The organism is Streptomyces sp. NPDC030991, assembly GCF_055571235.1.
Genome location: NZ_JBVIFR010000029.1, coordinates 51,837 through 69,982, shown reverse-complemented (window position 1 = coordinate 69,982; position 18,146 = coordinate 51,837). Strand labels below are relative to the sequence as shown.

At 70.8% G+C, this 18,146-nt stretch carries 17 protein-coding genes and 1 pseudogene; 8 read left to right on the top strand and 10 right to left on the bottom strand.

The window, feature by feature from the left end:
- Window positions 1-81 precede the first annotated feature (81 nt).
- Window positions 82-2,097 (top strand): ATP-dependent zinc metalloprotease FtsH, encoded by a 2,016-nt coding sequence (ftsH, locus tag ACZ45E_RS35735; RefSeq protein ID WP_468229425.1) that lies wholly within the window; start codon window positions 82-84, stop codon window positions 2,095-2,097.
- A 100-nt stretch (window positions 2,098-2,197) separates the two neighbouring features.
- Window positions 2,198-2,803 carry a GTP cyclohydrolase I FolE gene (gene folE / locus ACZ45E_RS35730; protein ID WP_468229423.1) on the top strand — a complete coding sequence of 202 codons (606 nt, stop codon included), beginning with the start codon at window positions 2,198-2,200 and terminating at the stop codon, window positions 2,801-2,803.
- Between the two features lie 156 nt (window positions 2,804-2,959).
- Here folE and ACZ45E_RS35725 read toward each other — a convergent pair whose 3' ends face one another.
- The 7 genes and pseudogenes from ACZ45E_RS35725 to ACZ45E_RS35695 all read right to left on the bottom strand — a co-directional run bounded on the left by ACZ45E_RS35725 (window position 2,960) and on the right by ACZ45E_RS35695 (window position 8,715).
- Window positions 2,960-3,442 carry a DUF3180 domain-containing protein gene (locus ACZ45E_RS35725; RefSeq protein WP_468229421.1) on the bottom strand — a complete coding sequence of 161 codons (483 nt, stop codon included), beginning with the start codon at window positions 3,440-3,442 and terminating at the stop codon, window positions 2,960-2,962.
- Window positions 3,443-3,503: 61 nt separating this feature from the next.
- Entirely contained in the window at window positions 3,504-4,103 is a 600-nt protein-coding gene (folK, locus tag ACZ45E_RS35720; protein ID WP_468229418.1) for a 2-amino-4-hydroxy-6-hydroxymethyldihydropteridine diphosphokinase, read from the bottom strand.
- Window positions 4,100-4,459: a dihydroneopterin aldolase gene (gene folB / locus ACZ45E_RS35715; RefSeq protein ID WP_468229415.1), complete on the bottom strand. Its 360-nt coding sequence runs from the start codon at window positions 4,457-4,459 to the stop codon at window positions 4,100-4,102. Before folB ends, folK begins: the two co-directional genes overlap by 4 nt.
- A 213-nt stretch (window positions 4,460-4,672) precedes the next feature.
- Entirely contained in the window at window positions 4,673-5,236 is a 564-nt protein-coding gene (locus ACZ45E_RS35710) for a nuclear transport factor 2 family protein (RefSeq protein ID WP_468229412.1), read from the bottom strand.
- Window positions 5,233-6,096, bottom strand: a complete 864-nt coding sequence (folP, locus tag ACZ45E_RS35705) for a dihydropteroate synthase (RefSeq protein WP_468229409.1) — start codon at window positions 6,094-6,096, stop codon at window positions 5,233-5,235. Before folP ends, ACZ45E_RS35710 begins: the two co-directional genes overlap by 4 nt.
- A 231-nt stretch (window positions 6,097-6,327) precedes the next feature.
- Window positions 6,328-7,290 (bottom strand): annotated as a pseudogene (locus ACZ45E_RS35700) (phosphatidylglycerol lysyltransferase domain-containing protein); the annotation flags it as partial.
- A gap of 249 nt (window positions 7,291-7,539) precedes the next feature.
- On the bottom strand, window positions 7,540-8,715 hold the full coding sequence (locus ACZ45E_RS35695; RefSeq protein ID WP_468229407.1) for an ABC transporter ATP-binding protein: 1,176 nt from the start codon (window positions 8,713-8,715) through the stop codon (window positions 7,540-7,542).
- Window positions 8,716-8,909: 194 nt separating this feature from the next.
- On the opposite strand from ACZ45E_RS35695, the gene ACZ45E_RS35690 reads away from it, so the two are divergent.
- From ACZ45E_RS35690 to ACZ45E_RS35675, 4 genes are all read left to right on the top strand, one after another.
- A complete protein-coding gene (locus ACZ45E_RS35690) occupies window positions 8,910-9,647 on the top strand; it encodes an ABC transporter permease (RefSeq protein ID WP_468229404.1) in 738 nt (245 codons plus the stop codon).
- A complete protein-coding gene (locus ACZ45E_RS35685; protein WP_468229401.1) occupies window positions 9,644-10,312 on the top strand; it encodes an ABC transporter permease in 669 nt (222 codons plus the stop codon). The genes ACZ45E_RS35690 and ACZ45E_RS35685 overlap by 4 nt, the downstream gene beginning before the upstream one ends.
- Before the next feature lie 49 nt (window positions 10,313-10,361).
- Window positions 10,362-11,330, top strand: coding sequence for an ABC transporter substrate-binding protein (locus tag ACZ45E_RS35680; protein ID WP_468229398.1), 969 nt, complete (start codon window positions 10,362-10,364; stop codon window positions 11,328-11,330).
- Between the two features lie 111 nt (window positions 11,331-11,441).
- Complete coding sequence (locus tag ACZ45E_RS35675; RefSeq protein ID WP_468229395.1) at window positions 11,442-12,392, top strand: hypothetical protein; 951 nt, start codon at window positions 11,442-11,444, stop codon at window positions 12,390-12,392.
- A gap of 302 nt (window positions 12,393-12,694) precedes the next feature.
- On the opposite strand, the gene ACZ45E_RS35670 is transcribed toward ACZ45E_RS35675, so the two are convergent.
- Window positions 12,695-14,047, bottom strand: a complete 1,353-nt coding sequence (locus tag ACZ45E_RS35670) for a PH domain-containing protein (RefSeq protein ID WP_468229392.1) — start codon at window positions 14,045-14,047, stop codon at window positions 12,695-12,697.
- Window positions 14,044-14,568, bottom strand: a complete 525-nt coding sequence (locus tag ACZ45E_RS35665) for a PH domain-containing protein (protein ID WP_468229390.1) — start codon at window positions 14,566-14,568, stop codon at window positions 14,044-14,046. The genes ACZ45E_RS35670 and ACZ45E_RS35665 overlap by 4 nt, the downstream gene beginning before the upstream one ends.
- A 31-nt stretch (window positions 14,569-14,599) precedes the next feature.
- On the opposite strand from ACZ45E_RS35665, the gene ACZ45E_RS35660 reads away from it, so the two are divergent.
- On the top strand, window positions 14,600-15,751 hold the full coding sequence (locus ACZ45E_RS35660) for an NADH-quinone oxidoreductase subunit D (protein ID WP_468229387.1): 1,152 nt from the start codon (window positions 14,600-14,602) through the stop codon (window positions 15,749-15,751).
- Here ACZ45E_RS35660 and ACZ45E_RS35655 read toward each other — a convergent pair.
- Window positions 15,716-16,813 (bottom strand): SAM-dependent methyltransferase, encoded by a 1,098-nt coding sequence (locus ACZ45E_RS35655; protein ID WP_468229384.1) that lies wholly within the window; start codon window positions 16,811-16,813, stop codon window positions 15,716-15,718. The genes ACZ45E_RS35660 and ACZ45E_RS35655 overlap by 36 nt on opposite strands.
- Window positions 16,814-16,931: 118 nt before the next feature.
- Between ACZ45E_RS35655 and ACZ45E_RS35650 the strand changes: the two genes are divergently transcribed.
- The gene (locus ACZ45E_RS35650; RefSeq protein WP_468229382.1) at window positions 16,932-18,134 is read left to right on the top strand and encodes a sensor histidine kinase; all 1,203 of its coding nucleotides are present in this window, start codon (window positions 16,932-16,934) and stop codon (window positions 18,132-18,134) included.
- Window positions 18,135-18,146 lie beyond the last annotated feature (12 nt).

Sequence of the window (18,146 nt, the reverse complement as noted above, 5' to 3'; positions counted from 1 at the left end):
AGAACAGTTCTTCAAACAGCTTCAAACAGCCTTATCAAACTCACTATGGCAGGAGGGACGGGGCGTCATCGCTCCGTATGGATGGACGTGAAGCGATACTTCCGTGGGCCGGTCATGTGGATCGTGCTGGCCGTCCTTGCCGTGGTCGTGTTGATGCAGGTCGTCGGTTCGTCCGGCGGCTACAAGACGGTGGACACCGGCCAGGTCATTCAGGCCATCAACGACAACAAGGTGCAGTCGGCCAAGCTGACGACCGGTGATGACAACACCATCAAGGCCGAGCTGAAGGACGGCCAGAAGGTCGACGGCTCGAGCAAGATCCAGGCCAGTTACATCGGCGACCAGGGCGTCGAGGTGGCCAAGGATCTGCAGGCCAAGTTCCAGGAGAAGCAGATCCCCGACGGGTACACCGTTTCCCCGTCGAAGCAGAACCCCTTCGTGGGCATCCTGCTGACGCTGCTTCCCTTCGTCCTCATCGTGGTCGTCTTCCTGTTCCTGATGAATCAGATGCAGGGCGGCGGCTCCCGAGTCATGCAGTTCGGGAAGTCCAAGGCCAAGCTCATCACCAAGGACACCCCGAAGACGACGTTCTCCGACGTGGCGGGCTCGGACGAGGCCGTCGAGGAGCTCCATGAGATCAAGGAGTTCCTGCAGGAGCCGGCCAAGTTCCAGGCCGTCGGCGCGAAGATCCCCAAGGGCGTGCTGCTCTACGGCCCGCCCGGTACCGGCAAGACGCTGCTCGCGCGCGCCGTCGCCGGTGAGGCCGGGGTCCCGTTCTACTCGATCTCCGGTTCCGACTTCGTCGAGATGTTCGTCGGTGTCGGTGCCTCCCGTGTCCGTGACCTCTTCGAGCAGGCCAAGGCGAACGCTCCGGCGATCGTCTTCGTCGACGAGATCGACGCGGTCGGCCGCCATCGCGGCGCCGGCCTCGGCGGTGGCCACGACGAGCGCGAGCAGACGCTGAACCAGCTGCTCGTCGAGATGGACGGCTTCGACGTGAAGGGCGGCGTCATCCTGATCGCCGCCACGAACCGGCCCGACATCCTCGACCCGGCGCTGCTGCGTCCCGGCCGCTTCGACCGGCAGATCGCGGTCGACCGCCCGGACATGCAGGGCCGTCTGGAGATCCTCAAGGTTCACCAGAAGGGCAAGCCGGTCGCGCCCGACGTCGACCTGTCGGCCGTCGCGCGCCGCACCCCGGGCTTCACGGGCGCCGATCTGGCGAACGTGCTGAACGAGGCCGCTCTGCTGACGGCCCGCTCGGACCTGAAGCTGATCGACAACTCGATGCTCGACGAGGCGATCGACCGCGTGGTCGCGGGCCCGCAGAAGCGGACCCGGATCATGTCGGACAAGGAGAAGAAGATCACCGCGTACCACGAGGGCGGACACGCCCTGGTCGCCGCGGCTTCGCCGAACTCCGACCCGGTCCACAAGATCACGATCCTCTCCAGAGGCCGTGCCCTCGGCTACACGATGGTGCTGCCGGACGAGGACAAGTACTCGACGACCCGCAACGAGATGCTCGACCAGCTCGCCTACATGCTGGGCGGCCGCGCGGCCGAGGAGCTCGTCTTCCACGACCCGACGACCGGCGCCGCCAACGACATCGAGAAGGCCACCAGTACGGCCCGCGCGATGGTCACGCAGTACGGCATGACCGAGCGGCTCGGCGCGATCAAGTTCGGCGGTGACAACACCGAGCCGTTCCTGGGCCGCGAGATGGGTCACCAGCGCGACTACTCGGAAGAGGTCGCCGCGCTCGTCGACGAAGAGGTCAAGAAGCTCATCGAGACCGCGCACAACGAGGCCTGGGAGATCCTCGTCGAGAACCGCGACGTTCTCGACAACCTGGTCCTCGCGCTGCTCGAGAAGGAGACGCTGAACAAGGCGCAGATCGCTGAGATCTTCGCCCCGATCGTGAAGCGTCCGGCCCGCCCCGCGTGGACCGGCTCCTCCCGCCGCACTCCCTCGACCCGCCCGCCGGTGCTCTCCCCCAAGGAGCTGTCACTGACGAACGGTGCGAACGGGTCGGCGCCCGCCATCGAGACCACCACCCCGGTGGACACGGTGAAGGAAGAGCGCCCCGAGAGCTGACTCAGCACCCGGAATGCATGCCGCGTCCCCCACGCTTTACGGTGTGGGGGACGCGGCTTTCTGCTGTGCCGCGCCGATGCACACGAGGAAGAGGCACCAGATGACCGACCCGGTGACGCTGGACGGTGAGGGCTCGATCGGCGAGTTCGATGAGAAGCGGGCCGAGAACGCCGTGCGGGAGCTGCTCATCGCGGTCGGTGAGGACCCGGACCGCGAGGGTCTGCGGGAGACCCCGGCGCGGGTCGCGCGTGCGTACAAGGAGATATTCGCGGGGCTGTGGCAGAACCCCGAGGATGTCCTGACGACGACGTTCGATCTCGGCCACGACGAGATGGTCCTCGTGAAGGACATCGAGGTGCAGTCGAGCTGTGAGCACCACCTGGTGCCGTTCGTGGGCGTCGCGCACGTCGGCTACATCCCGTCCTCCGACGGCAAGATCACCGGCCTGTCGAAGCTGGCCCGCCTCGTCGACGTCTACGCGCGCCGTCCGCAGGTCCAGGAGCGTCTGACGACGCAGGTCGCGGACTCGCTGATGAGGATTCTGGAGCCGCGCGGCGTCATCGTGGTCGTGGAGTGCGAGCACATGTGCATGACGATGCGCGGTGTGCGCAAGCACGGGGCCAAGACCATCACGTCGGCGGTGCGGGGTCAGCTGCGGGATCCGGCCACCCGGGCCGAGGCGATGAGTCTGATCATCGGGCGCTGACGCCTTCCGGCGCTCTCCGGGGTCCGCTGGGCGCCGATCGCTGGGCGCTTGGCGTTAGGCGCTGGGCGACACGATCGCTGGGCGCTGGGCGCTGGAGGACGGGGCACGGGGGTCTGCCCCGGGCCCCGCGCCCCGATCGACGGACGACTCGGCGTCCTACGCAGTCGCGGCCGTGCCTTCCGTGTCGTCGTCCTCCGGGAGCTTGCAGACCCGCTCCAGGAAAAGCGCCGCCGCTATCACCGCGATGCCGGCGAGGACCGAGAACCCGGCGTAGATCGCCTGGTCACGTCGGGCCGGAACATCCAGGAATTCGAGCAGGAACGCGCCGGTCCCGCCGTACATGCCCGCGACCAGCGCGGCGACCAGCGCGCTGGCCTGCCCGAACACCAGCGACCTCGCGGCCACCATCGGGTCGACGCCCTTGGCATCGGGCCGGCGCTCGCGCTGGGCGCGCAGCCGGGAGCGGATCGACAGGGCCGTCGCGAGCAGCACGGCGGCGATCACCGCCAGCACGATGGGCGCGGCCGGTGGGACCCGCGGCAGGGTGCCGACCGAGTCCCACAGGCGGGCCCCGGCCCAGGACAGCACCCCGGCGGCCAGGAACAGGCCGGCCAGAGTCCTGATGCGCAGTTGCTTCATCCCCGTTGGTCGCCCCTCATGTGTCTGCCGCCGGCCCATCTTGCCCGCTAGACCTTAACGACTACTCGGGCAGCCTGAGTTCCAGGTCGGCGCGCGGCGCCACTCCGTCGCGGGGAACGGCGGCGAGCAGCTGGCCGACGGCGCCGCGGCCGGGCAGCTGGGCCTCCGGCTCCACGTCGTGCCAGGGCGCCAGGACGAAGGCCCGCTCGTGGGCCCGCGGATGGGGCAGCGTCAGCGTCGGGTCGTCGGAGACGACATCGGCGTAGGCGACGATGTCGACGTCGAGGGTGCGCGGGCCCCAGCGCTCGTCCCGTACGCGGTGGAACGCTTCCTCGACCGCGTGGGCGCGCTCCAGGAGCGAGGCGGGCGGCAGCGTCGTCCGCAGGACCACCACGGCGTTGAAGTACGAGGGCTGGCTGCCGGGGTCGACGCCCCAGGGCTCCGTCTCGTAGACCGGCGACACGGCTTTGACGCGGACGCCGGGCGTGTCCTCCAGGGCGTCGATGGCGCCCTGGAGGGTCTCCAGTCGGTTGCCCAGGTTCGCGCCGAGGGAGAGCACGGCGCGCTTGGGGTTGGAGAGCGTGGTGTCGGCGGCGTCCACCTGTTCCACCACGGAGGCCGGCACCGGCTGGACGGTCGGGTCGAACTGAGTCTGGTTCATACGCGGCTCCGGGTGATGGTGACGGTCACATCGTCGAAGGGCACGGTGATCGGGGCGTCCGGCTTGTGGACGCAGACCTCGACCTCCAGGACCGCTTCGTGCTTCAGGCAGGTCCGGGCGATGCGCTCGGCGAGCGTCTCGACGAGGTCGACCGGCTCGCCCTCGACGACGGCCACGACCTCCTCCGCCACGATGCCGTAGTGCACGGTCTTCGCCAGGTCGTCGTCGGCGGCCGCCGCCCGGGTGTCCAGTCCGAGCACCAGGTCCACGATGAAGGTCTGGCCCTCCTCGCGCTCCTTGGGGAAGACGCCATGGTGCCCGCGAGCCTTGAGGCCGCGCAGCGCGACACGATCCACGCGAATCACTCCTGCAGTCGTCGGTAGGGGCCGCTCCCGTCGTAGTGCGGTCGACGCGACGGCCTCGATCGAATCTACCTGCGAGCACTGACAGCACTCGCTCGTGGGGGCTATGGACAGACCGGCCCTCGGCTGGTAGCCGCCCATACCCAGGGAGTCAGGGGCCCAACCCCGTACCGGGGATTTCCGGCCCCTCCAGGGGCCCATACCCACTCAGGCGAGTGGTCCCTCGTCCCCCGGGTTGTCGGGGAGGTCAGGGAGGTCCGGGATGTCGATACCGGAGTCGTCGGCGGTGTCGGATTCCTCGTCCGCGTCGGCGAGTACCGGTGAGGCGTGGTGCGACCAGAGTTTCCAGCCGTCGCGAGTGCGCCGGAACACGTTGGTGGCGACGACGCGCTGCCCGACGAGCGGGCCGAGCTCCTCGCCCTCCTCCGGGGCCGGGCCCCCGCTGAGGATGTTCTCCGTGCAGGTCACCAGGGCGGTGTCGGCGACGACGCTGATCCGCACATCGGTCAGGAAGAACTGGATGTACTCGGTGTTCGCCATGATCAGCGCGTACGAGCGCAGCACCTCGCCGCGTCCGGTGAGCACCGGCCAGCCGGGGTGCACGCAGCTGATGGAGGTGTCCTCCGCGTCGTCGGGGTCCGCGTCCTCGGCGTAGGAGGCGTCCTCGGGCGCCAGCCACAGGGACGTCAGCTCCTCGAAGTCACCACGCTCCATGGCCTCGTAGTAGGCGCGGTTGGCATCGTCGACGGCCTGGGTCTCTGTGCTGGTCACAGGGCTCCCTCGACGGCGCGGGCCACCCGGACCGCGTCGGCGGTGCCCCGGACCTCGTGGACGCGCACCGCCCAGGCGCCGGCGTGCGCGGCGATCGCGGAGACGGCGGCGGTGGCGGCGTCGCGCTCGCGTGCGGGGGGCGGGGCGCCCTCCTCGTCGGCGAGCACGTGGCCGAGGAACCGCTTGCGGGAGGCAGCGACCAGGATCGGGTGGCCCAGTGCGCGGAGCTCTTCGAGGTGGGCGAGGAGGGCAAGGTCGTGCTCGGGCTCCTTGGAGAAGCCGAGGCCCGGGTCGACGACGATGTGGTCGGGGGCGACACCGCCCTCGATGATGGCCTCCACGCGCGCGTGCAGCTCACTCACGACCTCGGACACGACGTCCTGGTAGGTGCCCCGCACGGTGGCTCCCTCCAGGAAGCCGCGCCAGTGCATCACCACGAAGGGGGCGCCCGCGGCGGCGACGACCGGGACCATCGCCGGGTCGGCGAGCCCGCCGCTGACATCGTTGACCAGGGCCGCGCCCGCCGCGAGGGACTGCTCGGCGACGTGGGCGCGCATCGTGTCGACCGAGACGGTGACGCCTTCGGCGGCGAGCCCGCGGACGACGGGGATGACGCGCTTGAGCTCCTCGTCCTCGTCGACGCGGGTGGCGCCGGGGCGGGTGGACTCGCCGCCGACGTCCACGAGGTCGGCGCCCTCGCCGACCAGGTCCAGGCCGTGTTTGATCGCGGCGGTGGTGTCGAACCAGCGGCCACCGTCGGAGAAGGAGTCGGGCGTCACATTGACGACGCCCATGACCGCGCAACGGTCCCAGACGGGGAGGTGCGCTACGTGGCCGCGGTGGACCTGGGACGTGCTCATGACGTCCAGCCTAGAGCCGGTTCGGGGGGTGCGGGCGCCGGTGCCCGCGGCCGTGCCTGGCGGTGGTGCCCGGCCGCCTCCTGAGGTCGCTGCCCGGCCCGGGCTCCGAGGGGCCTGTTCCGCCGGCCGCGCGTCTCAGCGCGGGGCGTACACCGGCAGGCCGGGCCGGGCGAGCGGCCTCGGGTCCTCTCCTGCGGGGTCCGGGGTGGTCCGGCCCGTGCCGTGCGTCCCGTCGCCCGGTTCGAGCGGGGTGAGGCCGGTCTCCCGGGTCCAGACCTCGGCGCCTCTCTCGGAGCAGCCCGCGACGGCCGGCGTCCAGGAGTGGGCCCGCGCCTCGTCCATGAAGTGCTCGATCGCGCCGGGCCATGCCTCTACGTCCCCGGCGGGGTCGCCCCCGGCGAGCATCACACCGGAGATCACGCGGTACCGGACAGCCGCCTTGCCGCTGGGCGAGAAGACCACTCCCTCGGTGACGCGCGCGGCCGGGTGCTCGGGGCGGAGCGCGAAGTAGAGCGTGGTGAGCACGGTGACCATGCCGAGCGCGCCGAGCGAGCACGCGACCGTGCGCGATGCGGGTCCCGCGTAGTCGAGAGGCCCGGCGACGCCGAACAGGCCGTACAGGACGTGCTCCAGACGCTCGGCCATGCTCGGGCTGCCGATGAGCTGGTGGGGGTGGGCGCTGACGACGGCCAGGCCGAGCAGGATCGAACCCGCGCCCATGAGGACGAAGTTGGTCAGCGCGCACCAGCGGCTGCGCGGGTCTGGCGGTGCGTCGAACCGGCCGCGGTCCCTGCTGAGCAGCCACAGGAGCAGCGAGGAGAGGACGAAGCCCGCGGGCGAGGGCCGGTACGCGAACTGCGCGCACGCACCGACGGGCAGCAGCACCACGGCCGCCCGCCAGGCCCGCCGCTTGCGGTGCCGCAGGCCGTGCGCGAGCAGGAGCAGCAGAACCCCGCTGCCGAGAGCCAGGGCAGCGGTGAACGCCCCGAGCGGGCCCGGCAGCACCTCGGCGAGAGTACGCACCCCGCTGTGCGCGAAGCGGGGGAGGACGCCGGACGCGATGCACAGGAGCCCGACCAGAACGCAGAGCCGGGCGGTCAGGCCGGGCACGGCCTCCGGGTGAGGGCCGCGCATCAGGCGCCTCACCCGGCTCGGAACCCCTCGCGGGCCTTCCGTGTCTGTCCTGACGAACATCGCATTCCCGTAGATCCGCGAGAAACGTGAACACGGTGCCAAATCAGGCATCCGCGACTTACGCCCTCTAGGACGGGACGAGGTGGAACGCGGTTCACTCCCCGCCGGAAATTCACTCCGACGAGCACGAGAAGCGACCCACCTGGAAAACGGCCTGCTTGAGCACCGCCCGCTTGGGCGGCCTTCCTGGACGCCGCCTTCTTGAATGGCCTCCTTGAGAAGAAGGGCCACCGTCCGAGTCGGCCCGCCCTACTTGAGAAGAGGCGCCACCGTCTCCAGTTCGACCTCCGCGCGCGGGATGGCCCGGGCGTCCGCGGCCGTGGAGCGGCGCAGCGCCTCGTGCAGCCTGGCCGGGGTCAGGACCCCCAGGAAGCGGCCCTCGGAGCGGGCGTCGATGACCGCGATCCACCCCGCGTCGTGCTGGAGCATCGTCGCGAACGCCTGCTTGAGCGAGGCGCCCACGGGCAGCCATGCCTCCATGCGGCGGGCGTGATCGCGTACGGTGCCGCCCTTCGCGCCGCCCTTTTCCGCGGCCGCGCGCGTGTGCTCGGCGGAGATCCAGCCGTGCAGGTTGTTGTCGTGGTCCAGGACGACGGCCCACCGGGCGTCGAGGTCCCGGGGCAGCGGGTCGTCGAGGTGGACGACGGGCGGCTGCTCCAGGTCGCCCTCTTCGATGGGCGTCACGGAGAGGCGTTTCAGGCCCCGGTCGGCGCCGACGAAGTCGGCCACGTACTCGGTGGCGGGGGCGCCCAGAACAGCCGACGGGGTGTCGAACTGCTCGATGCTGCCCTGCCCGTACACGGCGATGCGGTCGCCGAGACGGACGGCCTCCTCGATGTCGTGCGTGACGAACAGGACCGTCTTGCCGAGCGTCTGCTGGAGGCGCAGGAACTCGGTCTGGAGGTGGCCGCGCACCACCGGGTCGACCGCGCCGAACGGCTCGTCCATCAGCAGCACCGGCGGGTCGGCCGCCAACGCCCTGGCCACGCCCACCCGCTGGCGCTGGCCGCCGGAGAGCTGGTCGGGGTAGCGGTCGCCGAACGTCTTCGGGTCCAGGCCCACCAGGTCGAGCAGCTCGGCCGCGCGCTCGCGGGCCTTGGCGCGCTTGGTGCCGAGCAGATGGGGCACGGTGGCGGTGTTGTCCAGCACCGTCTTGTGCGGGAAGAGGCCCACCTGCTGGATCACGTATCCGATCCGCCGCCGCAGCTGGACCGGGTCGATGGCGGATATGTCGTCGCCGTCGAGGAATATTCGGCCCTCGGTGGGTTCGATGAGCCGGTTCACCATTTTCATCGTCGTGGTCTTGCCGCAGCCCGACGGGCCGACGAGCGTGACCAGTTCGCCCTCGTTCACCTCGAAGGACAAGTCGTCGACGGCAGTGGTGCCGTCCGCGTACCGCTTGCTGACGTGCTCGAACCGGATCATGAGACCCCATTCTGCCGCGAGGCGGCCCCGTTGGGCACGCCCCGGCACGGCAGTCATGTGAAGGGAATGTTGCGGGCGAGGGGCGGGTATCGGCCATTGTCAGTGGCGGCCGCTAGGGTCGTCGACAGTCAGAAAATGTCCGTGCGCAGGTGCGGACGACTGACATACGTTCGGGGACCGGGGGAGGTGGCGGGGTGAGCGAGCAGAACTGCCTGGTGGCCAATGACTGGGTGTGCGGGGAGTATCTGCGCACCCGCAGCCAGGAATTGGTCGACGCGACCGTCCAGCATGTGGGGATCACCGTGGTCTCGGTGTTGATCGGCGTCCTGATCGCCTTCCCGCTGGCGCTGCTCGCCCGGCACAAGCGGGCTTTCGCGGGTCCGGTGCTCGGTCTGACGACCGTCTTCTACTCCATTCCCTCGCTGGCGATGTTCTCGCTGCTGCTGCCCCTGTTCGGGCTGTCGATCTCGCTGGTGGTCACCGGCCTCGTCCTGTATTCCCTGACGATTCTCGTGCGGAACATATTGGCGGGGCTCCAGTCCGTGCCCGAAGAGGCCAGAGAAGCCGCGCGCGGCATGGGATACGGGCCGCTCCGGCTGCTGTGGGAGGTCGAGCTTCCGCTGGCTCTGCCGGCGTTGCTGGCCGGGGTGCGGATCGCCACGGTCTCCACGGTGGCGCTGACGACGGTCGGCGCGATCGTCGACTACGGCGGCCTCGGCACGCTGATCCTCGACGGCCTCGACAGTGACTTCAAGGCACAGGTGCTCACCGCGTCGGTGCTCTGTGTGGTGCTAGCGATCCTCGCGGACCTGCTGCTGCTCGGCGTGCAGCGCTGGTTGACCCCGTGGACGCGGGCGGCGTCCGGGCGCCCCTCGCGCGGGCCACGAATACGTAGGACCGCGGCCGCGGCGGAGCCGGAGAAGGTGGCATGAACGCGATATCGGGTGCCTACGACTGGCTGAGCACGGGGAGCAACTGGCAGGGCGAGAAGGGGGTGTGGCACCGCCTCGCCGAGCACCTGTACTTCAGCGGGGTCGCGCTCGGCGTGGCCTGCCTGATCGCGTTGCCGCTCGCGCTCTGGCTCGGACACATCGGCAAGGGCGGCGCCCTCGCGATCAACGTGTCGAACGTGGGGCGCGCGGTACCGACCCTGGCCGTCCTCGTCCTGCTGACCCTCACCCCGCTCGGCCGCCACGGTGACGTGCCGACGCTGATCGCGCTGGTGCTGTTCGCGGTGCCGCCGCTGCTGACCAACGCGTACGTGGGGATGCACGAGGTCGACCGTTCGGTGGTGGAGGCCGCGCGCGGCATGGGCATGAGCGGTCGGCAGGTCTTCGCGCGGGTCGAGCTTCCGCTGGCGTACCCGCTGGTGATGACCGGGCTGCGGTCGGCGGCGGTGCAGGTGATCGCGACGGCGACGCTGGCCGCGATGGCCGGTGAGGGCGGGCTCGGGCGGATCATCACGGCCGGGTTCAACCTCCAGGACACGCCCCAGGTGGTCGCCGGCGCGGTACTGGTGGCGACCCTCGCGCTGCTGGTGGAGGGCGTGTTCGTGGCGGTGGGGCGGGTGCTCGACCCCATGCGGGGGCGGGCGTGAGTGTTCGTGGATACCGGCAGTGCGACCGACCAGTGCAACTAGGAGAGCGATGAACAGCAGGACGCGTCGAATGGCCCTGGCGGCCGTGGCGGTCGGTGCACTGACCGCGGGACTCACCGCGTGCGGTGGCGACAGCCTTGAGGGCAAGGACGATTCGGGCAGCTCGGGCGGTGGTGGCAAGAAGGGCAAGATCGTCGTCGGCGCCGCCAGTTTCACCGAGGCCAAGGTGCTCGGTGAGCTGTACCGGCAGATATTGGCCGACGCCGGGTACGACGCGTCGATCAAGACGGTCGAGAACCGCGAGATCTATGAGCCGCAGCTCGCCAAGGGCGCCATCGACGTGGTGCCCGAATACGCGGCGACGCTCGCAGAATTCCTCAACCTGAAGAAGAACGGCGCCGACGCGAAGGCCGTCGCCTCCAGCGATGTCGACGCCACGGTCACGGCTCTGCGCGGGCTCGCCGAACCGGAGGGTCTGAAGGTTCTGGACGCCGGCGGGGCCGTCGACCAGAACGCGTTCGCGGTGAGCGAGAGCTTCGCGAAGAAGCACAAGCTCAAGACGCTCACCGATCTCGGCGAGTCCGGCGAGAAGGTCAAGATCGCTGCCGGTGACGAATGCGAGGAGCGGCCGTTCTGCGCCCCGGGTCTGAAGAAGACGTACGGCATCGACGTCACGGGCATCGACCCGAAGGGCGTCGGGACCACGCAGTCCAAGCAGGCCGTGAAGAACGGCACGGATCAGCTGGTCCTGACCACCACGACCGACGCGACGCTGAAGAACTTCGGTCTCGTTCTCCTCGAGGACGACAAGAAGCTGCAGAACGCGGACAACATCATTCCGGTGGTGAACGCGAAGGACGCCGGTGACAAGGGGATATCGGACGTTCTCGGGAAGCTGACGAAGGCGCTCACGACGGATGATCTCGTCGAGTTGAACCGCAAGGTCGACGCCGAGCGCCAGAAGGAAGCGGATGTCGCGAAGGACTATCTGGAGTCCAAGGGCCTCATCGGTAAATGATCTTGGTTAGGGGTGGACGCGGGAGTGGGGAAGAGGGTTTCTGTGCCGCCTGTGCCCGGATTTTGCCGGGCGGGGCTTCGCGATTCGCCTACGCGCGGTAAGTTTCTGGCCATGCCACGTGGACGTCACCGTCATTCCCCACCCCTGCACCGCCTGCTGCCCCCATCGGTGATCGCCGGCGTACCGCTCGTCTGCGCGGGCGGCGTCTGGCTGTCCGACGATCCGCTCGTGCTGCGCTGCGTCACCGCGGCCGCCGCGGCGGCCGCGGTGATCGGCGCCTGCGTGATGCGCCGCTGGGACCGGCTCGCGGGCAGGCAGGTCGCCGAGCTGACCCGGGGTGCCGCGAGCGAGCGCTGGCGGCACGAGGAGGCCGTGGCGGAGCTGGAGGGCGACCTCGAGGAGTCGCGGGAGCTGCGCGTCAAGCTCGAAGGCAAGCTGCGCGCGAAGCGGTCCGAGCTGGCGGCACTGCGCAACGAACACGCGGCGCTGTTGCGGCGGTACGCGAACGCGGAGACGGAGCGGGCCAGTGCGCTGGAGGGCCGGCGTCAGCTCGCGATAGAAGCCGCGGCCCCGACCAGGGCGGCGCTGCCGCCGGCGGCACGGGCCACGTCACAGGCCCCGGCCCCGAGCCGGACCGCGGCGCCGTCCGCCCCCTCGGGCGGGGCCACCGCGGCCCTCTATCTGCGGGCCAACGCGGCGCTCGACCGGATCGCGCGCCCCGAGTCGCACGGCGTCGCCGAGGAGAGCGATTCGCAGGGGAAGTCCCGCGCGGCGTCCGGCCACTTCACCGTGCCGGCCGCCGCGTCGGTGGTGCCCGCGGCGCCCGCGCGCAAGGTGCCCCAGGGCGGCTTCGACTTCTTCGGCACGAGCGGCTCCGCCGAGGAGCAGGACGCGGAGCACGCCGCTCGGCAGACCGTGAAGCAGGCCGTGGAACAGGACGAGGACCTGGCCGACGTCATCGGGGAAGAGGCGCTGGCCGAGCAGGAGGTCATCGACCTGACCGCCCATGACGAGACCGAACAGATCGACGTGGGCGGCCTGCGGTCCGCGATGCGGGCCTGAGCCAGGCCCACCGCTGTACGTACCGCCGCTGTACGTACCACCGCTGTACGTACCGCCGCTGTACGTACCACTGCTGTACGTATGACCGCTGTACGAACTGCGGCTGACGTCTCCGCTGTACGTACTGTGCCGCCGCGCACGAGGCGCCCTACTCGCCGTAGGGCGCCTTTTCGCTGCTCGCGGGCCGCACACGGCACTCCGGAACGGATCGTTCACGGCGCTGTGCGCACAGGCCGCACACGGCACTCTGCGCGCGGAGTCGCGCCAAACACTCCGCTCACGGCGCCCCGCGAGCGGAGCGCTCACCGCACCTTGCTCATCCAGCGGTCCGGCCGCGCTTCCCGCCGCCCGGTCCGTGACCGGTCCGCCTGTTCCCGCAACAGCTCCGCGGCCTCCTGGGCGTCCCGCAGACGGGCCGTCACCGTCTTGTTGGCCCCGGTGTCGAGGTGCAGTCCGGCGACGCGCCAGACCCGCTCCCAGGGGCCCTGCGTGAGGCGCACGCTCTGGACCTTGGCGTGCGGGACCAGTGAGAGCCGGCGCCGCAGAAGACCCTGGCGCGCGGCGAACGCCGTCTCCGTGACGGCGACTCCGTAGGCCCGCCACCAGACCGGTACGCACCAGCGGCCGCGCCGGGACGCCGGGGTGAAGTCGCCCGGCTTGGGCACCTCGACGCCCGGCAGGATCCGGGCGATGACGTCCTCGGCGTGTCCGCGCGGGGCGACAGGGACCAGGACGGAGTTGGCGGAGCCCGCGACGTGCAGTTCGACGCGGACCCAGCCGCGACGCCGCCACAGCAGCGGCTCGACGACGCACACGGTCTGCACGCGGCCCGGCGGCACCGTCTCGTGCACCTGGTCGAGCAGCCCGTGGTCGATGCGCAGCCCGTCCTGGGACTCCCCGACCGTCCAGTCGTACTCCTTGATGAACCGGCCCGCGCTGTTGGTGAACGCCCCGCCGGCCAGCGGCACCCCGACCGCGATCACTGTCCACAGGTTGTGGGTGGCGAACCACAGGAAGGTCGGTACGACGATCGCGGCCAGCAGCATCGCCCAGGGCGCGCCCGTCAGGAGCAGCGACACCGCGAGCATGCGCGGGGGCGTGTGCAGGAGCCGGCGCGCCGGAGCCTCGCCCACTTCGCGCGCCGATTCGGGGGCGAACCCTGCCGCGCGGGCGAGGAGTTCGGCCCGTAGGTCGCGTGCTTCCTTCTCGCCCAGGTAGGACAGCTCGTCCTTCTTCTCGGCGCCCACTACGTCGAGTTTCAGCTTGGCCACACCCGCGATGCGGGCCAGCAGCGGCTGGGTGACGTCGACGGCCTGAATGCGGTCGAGCCGGATGTGGGCGGTGCGGCGGAACAACAGGCCCGTGCGGATGCGCAGTTCGGTGTCGGTCACCGCGAAGTGGGTGAACCACCAGGTGAGGAAGCCGTACAGGGCGGCGGCCGGGACCAGGACGGCGAGGCCGATGGCCAGGGTCGTGGTGGTGAGGTGGGCCAGCTGGCGCTGTGCCTGGTCCATGTCGTGGACGGCCCAGCCGAGCAGCACGGCTATCGGCGCCCAGGCGCGGCGCAGCGGCGTGACAGGGTGCAGGCGCCGCTCTCGTACGGTGTCGGCGGCCTCCGCGGCCGTGGCGTCCTCGGAGGCGCGGGAGGCCGTCACAGGCCCGCCGATCGGGCCTCGCCGAGTTCGGTGAGGCGGTCGCGCAGCCGTTCCGCCTCGGCCGGGACCAGCCCGGGGATGGTCGCGTCGGTGGCGGCGGCCGCGGTGTGCAGCTGGAGGCTGGCCAGGCCGAACTTCCGCTCCAGCGGACCCGAGGTCACCTCGACCAGCTGCATGCGCCCGTACGGCACGATCGTTTCCTCACGCCACAGGACACCGCGGCTGATGAGCAGGTCGTCGGCCCGCTCGGCGTAGCGCCACGAGCGCCAGTTGCGGCCCAGCATCGGCCAGCCCCACCCGAGCACGGCCAGCGGCAGCAGGGCGAAGGCCGCCCAGGTTGGCCCCGCGAAGAGCGTCAACAGCACCCCGGCCGCCACCGCCGGCGGTACCAGCCACAGCACCAGCAGCAGGCGGCGCACCTTCAGCAGACCGGGTGGCAGCCCCGTCCACACCGGCCCGTCCCCCGACCGCGCGTCGGTGCCGTCCATGGGCCCTGTGGCCCCCGTCGTCCCCGTTTCCATACGACCACCCTATGTAGGAGAGACTGTCGGCATGACGCCCACGACTCAGGCCACGGTCGGCATCGGTGGTGCCGCGGAGAGCACCGACATGGTGCTCAACATCGGTCCGCAGCACCCTTCCACCCACGGAGTGCTGCGCCTGCGTCTCGTGCTCGACGGCGAGCGCATCCAGCACGCGGAGCCGGTCATCGGCTACATGCACCGCGGGGCGGAGAAGCTGTTCGAGGCGCGTGACTACCGGCAGATCGTGATGCTCGCCAACCGCCACGACTGGCTCTCCGCCTTCTCGAACGAGCTGGGGGTCGTGCTCGCGGTCGAGCGGATGCTGGGCATGGAGGTTCCCGAGCGGGCCGTCTGGTTGCGCACCCTGCTCGCCGAACTGAACCGGGTGCTGAACCATCTGATGTTCCTGGGTTCGTACCCACTCGAACTGGGCGGAATCACTCCGGTCTTCCACGCTTTCCGGGAGCGCGAGGAGCTCCAGAACGTGATGGAGGAGGTCTCCGGCGGGCGCATGCACTACATGTTCAACCGGGTCGGCGGCCTCAAGGAGGATCTGCCGCTCGGCTGGACGGGACGCGCGCGTGAGGCCGTCGCATCCGTGCGCTCCCGGATGGACGTCTACGACCGGCTCGTCCTCGGCAACGAGATCTTCCGTGGCCGCACGCGCGGGGTCGGTGTCCTCTCCGCGGAGGCCGCGCACGCCTACGGGGTGAGCGGTCCGATCGCCCGCGCCTCCGGCGTCGACTTCGACCTGCGGCGCGACGAGCCGTACCTCGCCTACGGGGAGCTCCAGGACACCTTGAAGGTCGTCACGCGGCAGGAGGGCGACTGCCTGGCGCGCTTCGAGTGCCTCCTGGAGCAGTCGCACATCGCCCTCGACCTCGCCGACGCCTGCCTCGACCGGCTCGCCGAACTGCCGCCCGGCCCGGTCAACCAGCGCCTCCCGAAGGTCCTCAAGGCGCCCGAGGGCCACACGTACGCGTGGACGGAGAACCCGCTCGGCATCAACGGCTACTACCTCGTCAGCAAGGGCGAGAAGACGCCGTACCGCCTCAAGTTGCGCTCCGCCTCGTACAACAACATCCAGGCGCTGGCCGAGCTGCTCCCGGGGACGCTGGTCGCCGACATGGTGGCGATCCTCGGCTCACTGTTCTTCGTGGTCGGCGACATCGACAAGTAGGCCGTCGACAGGTAGGCCATCGAAAGGTGGGCCGCCGACAGGTGGGCCGTCGCCGAGCAGGCCCCCGAGCAGGCCGCGCGGGTCCACGGCGACCGGCTCGACCAGCCAGCCGAAGTCCCCGAGCCCGCCGCGGGCCGTCAACTCCGCGGCCTCTCCCGCCCCGGTGAGCGCCCGGACGTACGCCGGCGGGTCCTGGGAGGCGAGTGTCAGCGGGGGGCGCCCGGCGGTGACCCCCAGGGCCCGCAGGGCGGAGCGCTGTGCGACGACGCGGGCCCCCGGAGTCACCGCGCAGGCGTCCAGGGCCACATGTGCCGTGATGTCGCAGGAGCCGTCCGGCACCGGCGCGGTCTCGCGGCCGTCCCGGAAACCGGTGAGCGTGCCGAAGGGCGGGCGCGCCCCGCGCGTGTGGGCGTAGTCCACGGCGACCGCGAGACCGCGCTCCAGGGTGCGTACGGCCGCGGCCCACGCCTCGTCGCGGGGCTGCCCGACCTCGGCGCGCAGCCCCGGCTCCGCGGTCTGCGGCCACCAGGTGTCCAGCCACTGCCGCGACCCGTCGCCGAGGGGAGCCGTATCGAGGCTCTCCGCGCCGTCCTCCCGTACGAGCACCCGCCGGGGCGTGCCGTCCGCGTCCACCTCGACGACGTCCAGGGGCACGTTGTCGAGCCATTCGTTGGCGAAGAGGAGGCCGAGGATGCCAGGCGGCGGCTCGGACCGCCATTCGATCCGGTGGTCCAGGCCAGCGGGACGGCCGGCCTTCTCCACCGCACAGGCACGCACGCGTGCGGCCACGCTCTCCGGCAGCTCCCGCAGGACCCCGGTGATCAACTCGCCGCGCCCCGCTCCCATGTCGACGAACGTCAGCTCGGCCGGCTCCCCGAGCGCCGCGTCGACCTGGCACAGCAGCGTGGCCACAGCCCCCGCGAACAGCGCGGACGCGTGCACCGACGTACGGAAGTGACCCGCGGGCCCCTCCGCTCTGCGATAGAAGCCCTGCGGGCCGTACAGCGCCTCTTCCGTGGCCTCACGCCACCCGGTTCCCTCGCCCTCTCGTACGTTCTCCACGCCGGAAGGCTATGCGCAGGGGGAGCACGCGCCTCCACCTTGGGGAGTACGCGCGGCGGATACGGATCGGTCCTCCGGTTGACCCCTGCACGCTGCGGACTTACCTACTCTGGGTTACGTGCAGCGCCTCTACGACTTCCTCCGCAGACACCCGACGTGGGTCGATGGCTTCTGGGCCGTGATCCTGCTCGGGATCTCGGTGGCGAGCGGTAGCAGCGTGAACGGATCACCACCGCGCGGCAACGAGACGGCGTCGATCGTCTGTGCCGTCGTGTTGTCCGTGGTCGTGGCGTTGCGCCGCCGCATGCCAGAGAAGATGCTGCTGCTCGCGATCGCCGCGGGCGTGGGCCAGCTGGTCTTCGACGCGAGCGCCAATCCGTCGGACTTCGCCATGCTGGTGATCATCTACACCGTCGCCGTGTCCGGCCCCCGCTGGGCGTCCCGGCTCGCCCTCGTCGGCGGGTTGTGCGCGGCGCCGCTCTCGGAGCTGCGCTGGTCCACGACGATGACCAGCGGCGCCGGGCATGTCGCGGTCACCGTCTTCCAGATGGTGCCGTTCGCCCTCGCCTGGGTCCTCGGCGACTCGCTGCGCACCCGCCGCGCCTACCTGGCGCAGCTGGAGGAGCGCGCCGACCGTCTGGAGAAGGAGCGCGAGGCCCAGTCGAAGGTCGCCGTCGCGGCCGAACGGGCACGCATCGCGCGCGAGTTGCACGATGTCGTCGCGCACAACGTGTCGGTGATGGTGGTGCAGGCCGACGGCGCCGCCTACGTCCTCGACCAGGCGCCCGACCAGGCCAGGAAGGCGCTGGAGACCATCTCGGGGACGGGCCGGCAGGCGCTCGCCGAGATGCGCCGGCTGCTCGGCGTGCTGCGCACCGGCGAGCACGAGGAGGGCGGCGAGTACGTGCCGCAGCCCGACGTCGACCAGATCGAGGACCTCGTCGAGCAGGTGCGCACCGCGGGCCTGCCGGTCGATTTCAAGGTGGAGGGCACCCCGCGCCCGCTGCCCAGCGGCGTCGAGCTGACCGCGTACCGCATCGTGCAGGAAGCCCTCACCAACACCCGCAAGCACGGTGGCGAGCACGCGGGCGCGAGCGTCCGCCTCGTCTACTTCGACGACGGTCTCGGCCTGCTCGTCGAGGACGACGGCAAGGGCGCCCCGCACGAGATGTACGAGGACGGCGGCGCTGACGGCCGCGGCCACGGCCTGATCGGGATGCGCGAGCGCGTCGGTATGGTCGGCGGGACGCTGGACGCGGGCCCGCGCCCCGGCGGAGGCTTCCGTATCAGCGCCCTGCTGCCTCTCAAGCCCGCCCATTGACACGTACCAGCA

Excerpts from the sequence above, each read along its gene's own strand:
- ftsH (WP_468229425.1), top strand. The coding sequence starts at position 82 with ATGGACGTGAAGCGATACTTCCGTGGGCCGGTCATGTGGATCGTGCTG.
- folE (WP_468229423.1), top strand. The coding sequence starts at position 2,198 with ATGACCGACCCGGTGACGCTGGACGGTGAGGGCTCGATCGGCGAGTTC.
- ACZ45E_RS35725 (WP_468229421.1), bottom strand. The coding sequence starts at position 3,442 with ATGAAGCAACTGCGCATCAGGACTCTGGCCGGCCTGTTCCTGGCCGCC.
- folK (WP_468229418.1), bottom strand. The coding sequence starts at position 4,103 with ATGAACCAGACTCAGTTCGACCCGACCGTCCAGCCGGTGCCGGCCTCC.
- folP (WP_468229409.1), bottom strand. The coding sequence starts at position 6,096 with ATGAGCACGTCCCAGGTCCACCGCGGCCACGTAGCGCACCTCCCCGTC.
- ACZ45E_RS35695 (WP_468229407.1), bottom strand. The coding sequence starts at position 8,715 with ATGATCCGGTTCGAGCACGTCAGCAAGCGGTACGCGGACGGCACCACT.
- ACZ45E_RS35685 (WP_468229401.1), top strand. The coding sequence starts at position 9,644 with ATGAACGCGATATCGGGTGCCTACGACTGGCTGAGCACGGGGAGCAAC.
- ACZ45E_RS35680 (WP_468229398.1), top strand. The coding sequence starts at position 10,362 with ATGAACAGCAGGACGCGTCGAATGGCCCTGGCGGCCGTGGCGGTCGGT.
- ACZ45E_RS35675 (WP_468229395.1), top strand. The coding sequence starts at position 11,442 with ATGCCACGTGGACGTCACCGTCATTCCCCACCCCTGCACCGCCTGCTG.
- ACZ45E_RS35665 (WP_468229390.1), bottom strand. The coding sequence starts at position 14,568 with ATGGAAACGGGGACGACGGGGGCCACAGGGCCCATGGACGGCACCGAC.
- ACZ45E_RS35660 (WP_468229387.1), top strand. The coding sequence starts at position 14,600 with ATGACGCCCACGACTCAGGCCACGGTCGGCATCGGTGGTGCCGCGGAG.